Source organism: uncultured Aliiroseovarius sp. (genome assembly GCF_947497285.1).
Taxonomy (GTDB): domain Bacteria; phylum Pseudomonadota; class Alphaproteobacteria; order Rhodobacterales; family Rhodobacteraceae; genus Aliiroseovarius.
Genome location: NZ_CANMFT010000003.1, coordinates 210198 through 223376, shown reverse-complemented (window position 1 = coordinate 223376; position 13179 = coordinate 210198). Strand labels below are relative to the sequence as shown.

Annotated in this window: 9 protein-coding genes, 1 tRNA gene and 1 pseudogene; 2 read left to right on the top strand and 9 right to left on the bottom strand. The window is 58.6% G+C overall.

Features of this window, described 5'->3' with window-relative positions:
• Window positions 1-1434: an NAD(P)-dependent oxidoreductase gene (locus tag Q0864_RS06675; RefSeq protein ID WP_298567048.1), complete on the bottom strand. Its 1434-nt coding sequence runs from the start codon at window positions 1432-1434 to the stop codon at window positions 1-3.
• Window positions 1435-1653: 219 nt separating this feature from the next.
• On the opposite strand from Q0864_RS06675, the gene Q0864_RS06670 reads away from it, so the two are divergent.
• Window positions 1654-2457, top strand: coding sequence for an undecaprenyl-diphosphate phosphatase (locus tag Q0864_RS06670; RefSeq protein WP_298567045.1), 804 nt, complete (start codon window positions 1654-1656; stop codon window positions 2455-2457).
• A gap of 60 nt (window positions 2458-2517) precedes the next feature.
• On the opposite strand, the gene Q0864_RS06665 is transcribed toward Q0864_RS06670, so the two are convergent.
• On the bottom strand, window positions 2518-3504 hold the full coding sequence (locus tag Q0864_RS06665) for a complex I NDUFA9 subunit family protein (protein WP_298567043.1): 987 nt from the start codon (window positions 3502-3504) through the stop codon (window positions 2518-2520).
• Between the two features lie 140 nt (window positions 3505-3644).
• Here Q0864_RS06665 and Q0864_RS06660 point away from each other — a divergent pair.
• Window positions 3645-3731 (top strand) — tRNA-Leu (locus Q0864_RS06660).
• 48 nt (window positions 3732-3779) lie between these two features.
• Here Q0864_RS06660 and Q0864_RS06655 read toward each other — a convergent pair.
• From Q0864_RS06655 to Q0864_RS06625, 7 genes and pseudogenes are all read right to left on the bottom strand, one after another.
• Complete coding sequence (locus tag Q0864_RS06655) at window positions 3780-4907, bottom strand: beta-ketoacyl-ACP synthase III (protein ID WP_298567041.1); 1128 nt, start codon at window positions 4905-4907, stop codon at window positions 3780-3782.
• A 79-nt stretch (window positions 4908-4986) separates the two neighbouring features.
• Window positions 4987-5634: an RluA family pseudouridine synthase gene (locus tag Q0864_RS06650; protein WP_298567039.1), complete on the bottom strand. Its 648-nt coding sequence runs from the start codon at window positions 5632-5634 to the stop codon at window positions 4987-4989.
• Window positions 5635-5672: 38 nt separating this feature from the next.
• A complete protein-coding gene (gene rarD, locus Q0864_RS06645) occupies window positions 5673-6575 on the bottom strand; it encodes an EamA family transporter RarD (protein ID WP_298567037.1) in 903 nt (300 codons plus the stop codon).
• A gap of 90 nt (window positions 6576-6665) precedes the next feature.
• Complete coding sequence (locus Q0864_RS06640) at window positions 6666-7217, bottom strand: GNAT family N-acetyltransferase (protein ID WP_298567035.1); 552 nt, start codon at window positions 7215-7217, stop codon at window positions 6666-6668.
• A pseudogene (locus tag Q0864_RS06635) lies at window positions 7214-9709 on the bottom strand (FAD-dependent oxidoreductase); the annotation flags it as partial. The gene Q0864_RS06640 and the pseudogene Q0864_RS06635, both read right to left, overlap by 4 nt.
• A gap of 39 nt (window positions 9710-9748) precedes the next feature.
• The gene (locus Q0864_RS06630; RefSeq protein WP_298567031.1) at window positions 9749-10699 is read right to left on the bottom strand and encodes a helix-turn-helix domain-containing protein; all 951 of its coding nucleotides are present in this window, start codon (window positions 10697-10699) and stop codon (window positions 9749-9751) included.
• Between the two features lie 8 nt (window positions 10700-10707).
• Window positions 10708-13158 (bottom strand): FAD-dependent oxidoreductase, encoded by a 2451-nt coding sequence (locus tag Q0864_RS06625; protein WP_298567030.1) that lies wholly within the window; start codon window positions 13156-13158, stop codon window positions 10708-10710.
• Between the last annotated feature and the right edge of the window lie 21 nt (window positions 13159-13179).

Sequence of the window (13179 nt, the reverse complement as noted above, 5' to 3'; positions counted from 1 at the left end):
TCACTGCGCTGCGATTGCCGCCTTGGCATTCAGCGTCTCAAGAATATTGTCTCCGGCTTCGCGCCCGTCACGGATGGCCCAAACCACCAGCGAGGCGCCACGCACGATGTCGCCCACGGCCCAAACCCCCGGCAAGTCGGTCTGGTGGGTCCCAAACGCAGCCTTCACGGTGCCCCAGCGCGTCACGGCAAGGTCTTTCTCGCCCCAGAGCGTTGGCAGATCTTCGGGTTCGAAGCCCAGCGCCTTGATCACAAGGTTGCTGTCTTCGGTATAGTCTGACCCCTCGATCACTTCTGGGCTGCGGCGACCGGTTGCATCCGGCGCCCCAAGGCGCATTTTCTGAACGATCACGCCTGTCACGGGGTTGCCGACAAAACCTTTCGGCGCTGCCTGCCAGACAAATTCAACGCCCTCTTCTTCAGCGTTCTGGGTTTCACGTTGTGATCCGGGCATGTTCTCGCGGTCACGGCGATACAAGCATTTGACCGATGTCGCGCCCTGACGGATCGCTGTGCGCACGCAGTCCATCGCGGTATCACCACCCCCGATGACAACGACGTTTTTGCCCTCTGCGTTCAGCTCGCCGCTTTCATACTCCGCGACAGTGTCACCAAAGTTCAGCCGGTTCGAGCAGGTCAGGAAGTCGATCGCGCGCACGATACCTTCTGCGCCAGCCCCCGGTCCCGAAAGATCGCGGCTTTTGTAAACGCCCGTGGCCAACAAAACCGCGTCATGCTTGGCGCGAATATCCTGAAACGAGATATCGTCACCGACATTACAGTTCAGCACGAACGCAACGCCTGCATCTTCCAGCAGCTTGACGCGCCGCATCACGATGTCTTTTTCCAGTTTGAAGCCGGGAATGCCGTAGGTCATCAGCCCACCTGCGCGGTCGTGGCGGTCATAGACCGTCACCTTGACACCTGCACGCACCAGCACGTCGGCGGCAGCCAGCCCGCCCGGCCCAGCGCCGATAATCGCAACGCTTTCATCCCGCTTGGCCGTCGGTGTGATCGGTTCAACCCATCCGTTGTCCCATGCCGTGTCGGTAATGTATTTTTCGACGGCACCGATGGTAACCGTGCCGTGACCAGATTGTTCAATCACGCAATTGCCTTCGCACAGGCGGTCCTGAGGGCAGATACGACCGCAAATCTCGGGGAAGGTGTTGGTGGACTGGCTCAGGTCATACGCTTCTTTCAGACGACCCGAGGCGGTCATGCGCAGCCAGTCGGGAATGTTGTTGTGAAGCGGGCAATGCGATTGGCAGTATGGCACGCCGCACTGACTGCAACGACTGGCTTGCTCCGCGGCTTTTTGCGCTGCGAATTCGGCATAGATTTCGTGAAAGTCTTCGCGGCGCGCATCGGCGGCGCGTTTTTCGGGCATATCCCGTTCGACACTCACGAATTTCAACATTGGCTGCTTTGCCATACTGGCTCTCCGTCACTGGACCTCGGACTCGCGCTTTTAAACAAGCTCCGCATAAATGAAAAGGCAGTATAGCTGACCTTTATTGAGCATTTTTCGTAGAAATTGTAGTTTTGCCAAGAAATTCCGGAAATTTAAGTCATTATTATTGACCTTTAATCGCCTTTCCCTTTCTGAGTGGCATGTTTAGCTTGCAAAACAACGCAATTCGGAAAGCCCTGCATGTCGCTTGCCCATCTGTTCCTCGTCGCTGTGATTCAGGGAATCACCGAGTTTCTGCCTGTCTCGTCGTCAGGGCATCTGGTGCTTTTGCCCCACCTGACCGGCTTGCCAGATCAGGGGCAGGCGATCGACGTTGCGGTCCATATCGGCACGCTTGGCGCTGTCATACTGTATTTCTGGAAGGACGTGCGCATGGGGCTGGCCGGCATTCCGCGTATGCTGACAGGCCGTCTTGATACGCCCGGCGCAAAGCTGGCCTTTTTGCTCGCAATCGCAACCATCCCCGCCGTGATCTTAGGCGTCGCTCTGAAGATCACGGGGCTGGACGACGCGATGCGGTCGGTCAAGGTTATCGCGTGGACCATGATCCTGTTCGGCGTGGTTCTGTATTGGGTAGACCAGAAAGGCCCTACCCACAAAAGGGCCGGAGACTGGTCGCTGCGGGATGCGATCATCATGGGCTTGTGGCAAGCCCTTGCGCTTATTCCGGGCACATCCAGGTCCGGGGCGACAATCTCGGGGGCGCGGGCATTGGGATATGAACGGCCCGACGGGGCCAAGTTGGCTATGCTGATGTCTATTCCGACGATCTTCGCCTCAGGTGTTCTTCTGGGCGGGGAGGTGATCGCCACTGCCAATCTGCAGGTTGCAAAGGATGGCGCGATCGCCGCAGGATTTGCCTTCGTGTCGGCCCTGCTGGCGCTTAGCCTGATGATGCGGCTTTTGCGGTCAGTCAGCTTCACCCCCTATGTCATCTATCGCATCGCCCTTGGCGTGGTGCTGTTGGGCATCGCATACCTGTAGCCCAAAGAAAAAGGCGCGGCTCCAGACCGCGCCCTTTCAGTGTTTTCTGACCTCTGCGGACTACCCGTGCGCGCGCAGGTTCTTGGCAGATTGCTGGATCGAGGCGTATTGGCCGCCGTGACGGTAGCGCCACAGATAATCGGGCAAGATCGCCTCCATCGCAGTTGGGCTAATCCCCAACTCAGCGAACCCTTTCGCATCATCCGCGACCACATTGTCATGCGCCAGTGACCTGACCTGATCACGGGTCAGCGGTGCCTTGATTAGCCCGCCGGAAATCCACTGAATAAAATCGAAGACACCAGCCTGAAGGCGCGCAATTCCAGACGGCAAGTTGATCACCCAACGGCGGCGCTGCACTTCGTCCAACATGACGTCAATCAACGCGCGCAGGGTCAGAACTTCGGGCCCGCCAAGTTCGTAAATCCCCGGCGCAGCCTGACCGAGAACGGCCTTTTCGGCGGCAGCGGCCACATCATCCACGAAAACTGGCTGGAACCGAGTGCTTCCGCCGGTGATCGGCAAGATTGGCCCGAAACGCGTCATGCCCGCGAACCTGTTGAAGAACTCATCCTCTTGCCCAAAAATCACCGAAGGCCGCAGGATCACTGCATCGGGGAAGGCCGCCAGAACGCCAGCTTCACCCTGAGCCTTGGTTTGGGAATATTCGCTGTCGCTTTCGGTATCGGCACCGATGGCCGACAGCTGCACCAACCGTCCGACGCCTTGTTCGGCGGCAATGCGGGCGACTCGCTCTGCGCCTTCGTGGTGAACGGCGTCGAAGTTGTTTTTGCCAATCGAATTCAACACACCCACGCAATTGACCACGGCATCCGCGCCACGCATTGCGTCGCGCACTGAAGCATCATCACGAATGTTGCACAGGATCGGTTCGACTTGACCGACCGCGCCATAGGGCTTGACGAACAGTGCCTCGTTCGGACGGCGCACGGCAACGCGAACGCGCCACCCCTGCTTGGCCATGCGGCGCGCGATATAGCGCCCGACAAAGCCCGAACCGCCATAGATGGTGACAAGCTTGGACATGGTTGCTCTCCTTGAAAACCTTGACGATTGCATAGCTTTCTGAGCCGCCCAGAGCAAGGAGCAAACCGAATTCGCGAAAACCCCGCGAATCCGGTTGACAGTATTGGCGGCGCACTTTACATCGCGGCTTCACCAACCGTGCCCAGATGGCGGAATTGGTAGACGCGCTAGCTTCAGGTGCTAGTGTCCGTATGGACGTGGAGGTTCGAGTCCTCTTCTGGGCACCAAAATCCCGAAAGTTTCTGAACCGCTTCGCCTTGCCTGCAAGGCGCGTATCACGCTTTGCGCACAATCACCGATCCGACCGAATACCCTGCGCCAAACGAACAGATCACACCTGTATCGCCTGATTTCAGGTCGTCGGAATACTTCGAAAACGCAATGATGGACCCGGCCGACGATGTGTTGGCATAGTCTTGCAGGATGTTGGGCTGCTCGGCCTCTTCCGGCACACGCCCCAGAACCTTTTTGCCAATGAAGTCGTTCATCGTCTTGTTCGCCTGATGCAGCCACAGCCGCTTCAGATCATCAGGTGCCACACCGATATCGTCGATATGCCCCAAGATGTGCTTTGAGACGATGGGCAACACCTCTTTGAACACCTTCCGCCCGTTTTGCATGAACTGCATGTCGCGCCGGTCTGGCAGATTGTCCGTTTCCTCACGCGTGCGGCGCAAAAAACCGTTATTGTTGCGGATGTTGTTGGAAAACTGCGTCAGGCAGCGGGTCGACAGAATCTCAAAATGGTCGCCCTTTGCATCTTCTTTGCGTTCGATCAGCGTCGCGGTGGCGACGTCGCCGAAAATGAAATGGCAATCGCGGTCACGCCACTCAAGATGCGCCGAACAGATCTCCGGGTTCACCACCAGTGCACGCTTCACAGACCCCGACCGGATCATATCCGCAGCCGCCTGAATGCCGAACGTGGCCGAAGAACAAGCGACGTTCATATCAAACGCAAACCCGCCCGCGCCCAGCGCCTCTTGGATTTCAATCGCGATGGCGGGATAGGCGCGTTCATGGTTCGAGGCTGCGCAAATGATCAGGTCGACCTCGTCTGCGGTGCGACCAGCCTTGGCCAAAGCTTTCTTGCAGGCATCGGCGCCCATCTCGGTCATGATGCCGGGTTCATCATCCGTGCGTTCGCGCAAGGTCGGGTGCATGACATCTGGATCAAGAACGCCTGTCTTGTCCATCACATAGCGTTGATAAATGCCCGAAGCGGACACGATGAATTCTTCACTGGAGTGCCCGATTGGCGCCACCTCGCCTGCTTCAATTGCACGGGCGTTCTGGGCGTTGACCTTGTCGGCGTAGGCATTGAATGCCGCGACAAGTTCGGCGTTGGTGATGGTCTGATCCGGGGTGAATACACCGCTGCCAGAGATGACGGGCTGGAACATGTGGGTCTCCTTGAAGGTCTTTGCAGTCAAGCAGGAAGCGATGGGGGCGGCAAGGGGAACTGAAGCATGCTCCTACCCCCTAGAACGGGCACTTGGCCTTGAAGGTTAGCCCTTTACCGCCATCCGGGTGGCGCAGGCGAAGGCTTTCGGCGTGCAGCATCAGTCGCGGCGCGTCACGGGCAGGGCCGTCGGCATAGAACGGATCGCCCAATATAGGATGGCCGATTTCCTTCATATGCACCCGCAATTGGTGGCTACGCCCGGTTTGGGGAAACAAGCGAACGCGGGTCGCGGTGTCTTCGTATTTCAGAACTTTCCAGTCAGTGATAGCTTGCTTGCCATTCTCGAAATCCACGTGTTGCTTGGGGCGGTTGGGCCAATCAACGATCAACGGTAGGTCCACGGTGCCTTCGCGTTCGGCCACACGGCCCCAGACGCGGGCCACATAGGCTTTCTTGATCTGCCGCTTCTCGAACTGAAGGCCTAGATGACGCTGGGCATGAGGGGTCATGGCAAACACCATGATGCCTGACGTGTCACGGTCCAGTCGGTGCACCAGCAATGCGTCAGCAAACACCGCCTGAATGCGGGCGATCAGGCAATCGGCCAGATGTTCACCCTTGCCCGGCACCGACAACAGCCCTGCAGGTTTGTCGACCAGCAACAACTCGTGGTCTTGGTGGATGATCACCAAGGGGTCATTAGGTGGGGCGTATTCATCTGACATGCGCGCCAAATAGCCTGTGGGCCGCGTGCGGGCAAGCCTCAGCGGCGACGACGCATTCCGCGCAGCATCGACGTGGTATAGATCACCAGCGCCAGCCAGATCAGCGGAAAGGCGATCTGCTTTGCGCCCTCAAAGGGCTCGTCAAACACGAACACCGCGACCAGAAAGATCATTGTCGGCGCGATGTATTGCAGGATCGCGATGGTCGACAGCCGCAATAGCTTAGCGCCATTGGCATAGAGCATCAGGGGAACCGCCGTCACCACGCCGCAGCCCAGCAACAGTGCCGTGTCCAGACCGGTCAGCAGAAAATGGCTTTGCCCCTGCGCGGTCAGCCACACCATGCACCCAAGCGCGGGGATCAGCAGGATTAGCACCTCGAGCAAGAAGCCCTGATTGGGGCCGATGGGCAGGGATTTCTTGCACAGCGCATAAAACCCCCATGTCAGCGTGAGGCCAATCGCCACCACCGGCAGCCTGCCCGCATCAAGGGTCAGGATCACGACAGCGATAAAGGCCAGTGCCACGGCAACCATCTGCGCGCGGTTCATCCGCTCGCCCAGCAAAACCGTGCCAAGTAAGATCGAGAACAGCGGGTTGATATAATAGCCTAACGCAGCCTCTAGGGCCTGTTCATGCGCAATCGCCCAGACATAGATACCCCAGTTTACCGAGATCAGACCCGCAGTCAAAACCGCCAACATGAGCATCCGCGGATTTGCGATCGCCTCGCGTAAGGCGCGGGTGCGACCCGTGGCGATCAGGATGACCCCCGCGACCGGAACAGACCAGATAACCCGGTGCGCGACCACCTCGATTGCAGGCATATGTGCCACGGCTTTCATATAGAGCGGCAAGAACCCCCACAGGAAATAGGCCGAAATGGCCAGCCCCAACCCCTGCGGCGTGTCTTCGTTTTTCAGTGCTGTAACATCCGCCATCGCGCGCTCCTTTCCCCTGTTTGTAGGGCAGTTGGGGCGGGAAGCGATAGCGGGATTTCCGTGCGCTGTTTCATAACGAAACGTGATGGTTCATCGCTTGGCAGCTTTCACGCGCGTCCAGGCGTCCCGGTCAAGAGCGTAACAAAGCCATGTCGCCTTTTTCCCGGCTCCGGTTAGTTCGAGCTCCCTTTTCGCCATCAAAACTGCCCCAAGCTTTGCGGTGGCTTTTTGCGAGCGAATATTTGTCGGGTCGATGTGAAACCAGACCCGGTCAAAGGTCGAAAAGGCGTGATCCAGCATCAGGGTTTTAAGTTCAAAATTCACCGCTCCGCCCCAGAAACTGTGGTTCAGGAACGTGAACCCGATCGCGATATCGTCGGGCGCATCTGGGCCAACATAGTAGCGCGAACATCCGATCAGATCGTTGCTTGTCAAATCCATGACAACACACGTACCGCCTGCGTTCAGAAGGAAGTCGAAATAAGGGTCGAACACGTCAGAATTGAACCGATCCCGCGCGGGGTGGCCAGCCCAGGTTTCCGGGTCACATGCTGCGCGAAACAGCCCGGTGCGGTCCGATGCATGCAAGCCGCGCAGCGCGATTGTCCTTCCTTCCAAACAAGGTTGGTCGTCAAAGCTCATTCACGCACCCGTTCCGATTTCGGGTCATACATCGGCTTCAACGACGCTTCGGCTTTCACCCGCGTGCCGGCCACGTCGATCTCGTAGGTGGAGGCCAGAATATCAGACACTGTTTCACCCTGACACGGCACATATCCCATACCGATCGCGCCGCCCAAGTGGTGGCCATAAGCGCCAGAACTCAGGTATCCCACGATCTCGCCATCACGGATGACAGGTTCCTTGTGATAGAGAAGCGGCTCGGGATCGGTCAGCTTGAACTGCACCATGCGCATCTCAAGCCCACTTTCTTTCTTCGCCAACACGGCGTCGCGGCCGATGAAGTCGGGCTTTTCGACCTTCACGGCAAATCCCAGACCGGCCTCTAACACGTGGTCTTCGCAGGTGATGTCATGGCCGAAGTGGCGGAAGCCCTTTTCGATCCGGCAGTTGTCCATCATGTGCATCCCGCACAGCTTCAACCCCATGTCTTTTCCGGCTTCAAACAGGGTCTCAAACGCATGGCACGCCATCTCGGATGAGACATAAAGCTCCCACCCTAGCTCACCCACGTAAGACACGCGGTGGGCGCGGGCCAGACCCATGCCCAGTTCGATCTCTTGCGCGGTGCCGAAGGGATTAACGGCGTTGCTGAAATCGCCCGTGCTGACACGTTGCAGCAAAGTGCGGGCGTTTGGCCCCATAACGGCCAGCACACCTTCGCCTGCGGTCACATCGGTGATCACAACGCGGGCATCACCGACATGGCGGCGCATCCAGGTCTCGTCTGCCAGTCGCGTTCCCGAAGGCGTGACGACCAGATAGGCGGTTTCCGACAGGCGGGTGACGGTCACGTCAGCCTCGATCCCGGCGCGTGCATTCAGGAACTGGGTGTAGACGATCTTGCCGACGGGCACCGACATGTCGGCACCGCAAACCTTGTTCAGAAACGCCTCAGCATCCGGACCTTCGACGCGGATTTTGCCGAAGGACGACATGTCATATATACCGACATTCTCGCGCACAGCGCGGTGTTCTTCGGCGGCATTGTCAAACCAGTTTGCGCGACCCCAAGTGTATTCGTATTCACGCGCTTGCCCTTCGCGGGCGAACCAGTTCGCCCGTTCCCAGCCTGCGGTTTCGCCCATGACCGCGCCCTGATCCAGCAGGTGCTGGTGGAACGGGGTACGCCGCACACCGCGCGCGGTGGCTTTCTGGCGGTATGGAAAGTGGTCGGCATATAGCAGGCCCAGCGTCTCTTTCGACCGCTCATAAAGATAGTGTCTATTTCCCTGAAACGGGTGCATTCGGCCGATATCCACATCGCCCAGATCGAAGGGTTTTTGCCCGTCTTCCATCCACTGCGCCAGCGCCATCCCGGCACCGCCCGCCGACTGAATGCCGATCGAGTTAAAGCCCGCCGCGACCCAGACATTGTCCATCTCGGGCGCAAGGCCAAGGTGATAGGCATCATCCGGCGTGAAGCTTTCCGGGCCGTTGAAGAAGGTGTGAATACCGGCCTCGGCCAACATCGGCATCCGGTTGCAGGCGGCTTCCAGGATCGGCTCGAAATGGTCGAAATCTTCGGGCAGCTGGTCAAATTCGAACGTGTCGGGAATGCCCTCCATCGCCCATGGCTTGGCGTTAGGTTCAAATGCGCCCAGTAGGATTTTGCCCGCGTCTTCCTTGTAATAGGCACATTCATCGGGCACCCGCAGCACGGGCATTTGGGTCAGCCCTTTGATGCCTTCGGTGACGATATAAAAATGCTCGCAGGCGTGCAGCGGCACGTTCACGCCCGCCATCTTGCCAACCTCACGGCCCCACATGCCCGCGCAATTGACGATCATATCGCACGCAATGTGACCCTGTTCCGCCCCATCATCCGATACCCAGTCAACGCCGGTGACCTTGCGCCCGTCACGCGCGATGTGGGTAACGTTCGTGCGTTCCTTGATTACCGCACCGTTTTGCCGCGCACCCTTGGCCATCGCCAAAGCGATGTTGGCCGGGTCCGCTTGCCCATCGGTGGGTAGCCAGATGCCACCTGTCACGCCCTCAAGATTGATGTGCTCGTAACGCTCTTTCACCTCAGAAGGCGAGAGTTCCTCGCACGCGACACCAAAGGCACGCGCCATGGCGGCGCTGCGGTAAAGCTCTTCGCGCCGCTCGTCGGTCAGGGCCACCGATACCGACCCACACTGCCGCATCCCGGTTGCAACGCCTGTTTCTGCCTCGAGCCCCAGATACAAATCCGCCGAATATTTGGCGAGCTTCGTCATGTTCGATGACGTTCGAAGTTGTCCGATCAATCCGGCCGCATGCCACGTGGTGCCAGAGGTCAGCTGCTTACGCTCAAGCAGAACAACATCTTTCCAGCCGAGTTTGGCAAGGTGATAGGCAACGGAGCAACCGATCACGCCGCCTCCGATGATGACAACACGGGCATGGGTGGGAAGACTCATAGCAACACTCCTGTTGGGTTTAGCTTGACGGTTGCACGATTGTGAGGATCGAAATCTTCTTTTTCCGCCATTTTTGTCGGAATTATCTCATCCACATCGGACCCGCGTTCGCCTAAGCGCCATCGGTGTCACACCAAAATGCCGCCGGAATAGGGTCGAAAACCCATTGGGAAATCCACAAGCCAGCCCGACATCGCGAACACTCATCGAGGTTTTGAGAAGTAGGGTATTGGCGTGGTTCAACCGCAACTCGCGATAATAGGTATTCGGCGTCGTGCCAAAATGTGCGCGGAACTGGCGTTCCAGCGAACGCTCTGAGATGTTGAGGTATCCCACAAGCTCGGAAATCCGCAGCGGGTCCTCCAAATTTGCCTGCATCAGTTCGACGCATTGGTCGAGCGACCGATTGCCGGTGCGCGTGAGCTCTTTCCCTCCGAATGGCTGAAGGGTCGAGGATGTGCGGATCGTTTCGTGCAGGAAGATATCCGCGACCGTTGCGACCGAGGCCGCACTGATGTGACCGCTTAGCATTCCCAGCACAAGGTCATAGGTCGCGCCCATTCCGGCGCTGGTGGTGATCTTTCCGTCATCAGCAGCCAGCGCATATGACCCGGTGCCCGGCGTGCCACGTTCGTTCAGAAGCGCGCGATTTTCCCAGTGGGTCGTATGGCTCATCAATTGCTCGCCCGTCTCGGCGATATAGCGGCTGGCGGCTTCTGACAGCAAAAACACCCGTGCGCCGGACCATTGATAGGCTCTGATCTCTTTGCCCAGGGACAGGTCGGGCGCGTCAGGGTTCGAATTGCCCAACACGAACACGTAGTTCGCAGATGGCTTGGCGTCTGTCGGTTCCGTGTCGATGGTGATCGCGGCGCGACAGGTGACTGGGCCGCCGCGACGCGACAGCCAGTGCCATCGAAACGCTTCCCGTGCGGACACACGATTGGCGGTGCGCAGCAGCTCGACGACGGCGGTGAATTCGGTCAGTACGAAGCCGTCCGCGACCAGAATATCGACAAGGATCGGTGGGGGCGGCATTGCGTTCATTACACACGCAGCCGTTCGTTGTTCGGATCCCACAGCGGTTGGTCGGGCTGCACGATTGCTGGACGTCGTTCGCCGTAGATCTCGACCTGAAGCTCGGTGCCGGGGGTTGCAAGATCAGCGCGCACCATACCCAGCGCGATTGAGGCACCCACGCGATAGCCCCAGCCGCCAGACGTGGTTTCGCCGACAATCTGACCGTCATGCCAAATGCACGACATATAGGGCGCGTCGGTATCCCCCGCGTCGACGATCATCGTGACAAAGCGCTTCTTTGGGCCGGTTTTGGCTTCGGCCCGCAGCGCCGCTTTGCCCGGGAAGTCTTGCGGCTTGTCCAGACGCGCGAAACGATCCAGCCCCCCTTCGAACATGGTGTAGTCGGTGGACAGGTCGCCTTTCCACGCGCGATACCCTTTCTCAAGCCGCAGACTGTCCAACGCATACATGCCGAAGGGCTTGGCACCCGCGCCGATCACCGCATCGTAAAGCGCGGGGATACTCGCGTTGTCGGCGTGGATTTCCCAACCCAGTTCCCCGGCAAAGCTGACCCGGGCAAGGGCGCAGTCGACCCCAGCCACGCTCGCGGGCTGATGCGACAGCCAAGGCGCGGTCAGATCGGCCTTTGTCCCCAGCCCTTTAAACAGATCGCGGGCCTTGGGTCCGGTGACAATCAGGGTGGAATAGTCTCTTGTATGGTCCGTTAGCGACAGCCCCGCAGGCAACGCACGGGCCAAGACTTCGAAGTCATGCCATTGCGCCGTGGCGGCGGTGATCAGGGTAAAGAAGTCGTCCGCATGACGCATACACGACATCTCGGTCAGGATGCGCCCGCGGGTATCGGCGAAATAGAGAAGGTTCATCCGACCGATTTTTGGCAAACCCCCGGTGCACATGCCGCGCAGCCATTCCGCTGCGCCATCGCCCGACAGGTTGAAGCGGGAAAACCCCGGCAGGTCCAACACGCCCACACCGTCACTCACGGCTTCGCATTCTTCGCGGATACGTTGCTCCCACGGACCCGAGCGACCCCATGTATGCGTTGCCTCAAGCGAGGTATCGTCACCGGGCTTGGCGTACCAATTCGCGCGTTCCCAGCCGTTATAGACACCCATAACGCCACCAGCGGCGATCACTTTGTCATGGATGGGAGACAGCTTTTTGTCACGTGCGGCGGGCCATTCGTGGCGAGGGAAATGCATGGCATATTCGTTGCCATAAACCTCCATCCCTTTTTGCACGCAGTAATCGTGGTCGGTATAGTCGGTGTAACGGCGTGGATCGACAGACCACATATCCCACTCGGTTTGTCCGTCCACGATCCATTCCGCCAGCACCTTCCCAGCACCACCACCCTGCGCGATCCCGAAGGTGAATACACAGGCCTCAAACGCGTTCTTCACGCCGGGCATGGGGCCAAGCAGAGGTAGCCCATCGGGCGCATAGGGGATCGGGCCGTTGATCACACGCGACACGCCAGCCGTGGCCAGCGCTGGCACGCGTTCCATTGCGTCGGTCACGATCTCTTCGATCCGGTCCAGATCGTCGTTCCAAAGCTGAAAGCTGAAATCATCGGGCATCGGGTCGGCGTCGGTATGCCAATGCGCCTTGCAGTTGGGCTCATAGGGGCCGAGGTTGAAGCCATGTTTTTCCTGCCGCAGATAATACGACACATCCACATCCCGCAGCAGAGGCAGCTTCTTCCCGGTTTCTTTAGTATAAGTCTCTATTTCAGGGATTTCTTCGGACAATAGATATTGGTGGCTCATCACCATCATCGGCACGGTGCGCCCTCCATACGGTTTGAACCACTCACCGACGCGCTGGGCATAATACCCGGCCGCGTTCACCACATAATCGCAAGCAATGTCGCCCTTTTCGGTGTGGACGGTCCACGTGCCGTCAACGTGCTGGGTGACGCCATTTGCCGGACAGAACCGCACAATCTTGGCGCCCATATCGCGCGCGCCTTTTGCCAGAGCCTGCGTCAACTGCGCCGGGTCTATGTCACCGTCATGCGGATCATACAGCGCACCCACAAGATCATGCGTTTCGAGAAACGGATACCGCGCCTTGGTTTCATCCGGGGTCAGGATCTCGATATCCATTCCTTGATAACGACCCATCGAAGCTGCACGCTGAAACTCCTGCATCCGTTCCTTCGTATGCGCCAAACGGATCGACCCGGTGACGTGGTAGTTCATCGGATAATCCACCTCGTCGCCCAACCGCGCATAAAGCTCGGTCGAATAGCGCTGCATGTTCATAATCGCCCATGAGGTTGAGAAGGTCGGAACATTGCCCGCCGCGTGCCATGTAGACCCCGCCGTCAGCTCGTTCTTTTCCAGCAGAACGCAGTCGGTCCAACCCTTCTTGGCAAGGTGATACAGCGACGAGGCGCCGACGACACCGCCGCCGATGATGACGACGCGGGCTTTGGTGGGGAAATCAGACATTTTGGGCTCCGTCCATTTTGG

Coding starts and splice junctions, on each gene's coding strand:
- Q0864_RS06625 (WP_298567030.1), bottom strand. CDS start 13,158: ATGTCTGATTTCCCCACCAAAGCCCGCGTCGTCATCATCGGCGGCGGT.
- Q0864_RS06675 (WP_298567048.1), bottom strand. CDS start 1,434: ATGGCAAAGCAGCCAATGTTGAAATTCGTGAGTGTCGAACGGGATATG.
- Q0864_RS06655 (WP_298567041.1), bottom strand. CDS start 4,907: ATGTTCCAGCCCGTCATCTCTGGCAGCGGTGTATTCACCCCGGATCAG.
- Q0864_RS06665 (WP_298567043.1), bottom strand. CDS start 3,504: ATGTCCAAGCTTGTCACCATCTATGGCGGTTCGGGCTTTGTCGGGCGC.
- Q0864_RS06670 (WP_298567045.1), top strand. CDS start 1,654: ATGTCGCTTGCCCATCTGTTCCTCGTCGCTGTGATTCAGGGAATCACC.
- Q0864_RS06640 (WP_298567035.1), bottom strand. CDS start 7,217: ATGAGCTTTGACGACCAACCTTGTTTGGAAGGAAGGACAATCGCGCTG.
- Q0864_RS06630 (WP_298567031.1), bottom strand. CDS start 10,699: ATGCCGCCCCCACCGATCCTTGTCGATATTCTGGTCGCGGACGGCTTC.
- rarD (WP_298567037.1), bottom strand. CDS start 6,575: ATGGCGGATGTTACAGCACTGAAAAACGAAGACACGCCGCAGGGGTTG.
- Q0864_RS06650 (WP_298567039.1), bottom strand. CDS start 5,634: ATGTCAGATGAATACGCCCCACCTAATGACCCCTTGGTGATCATCCAC.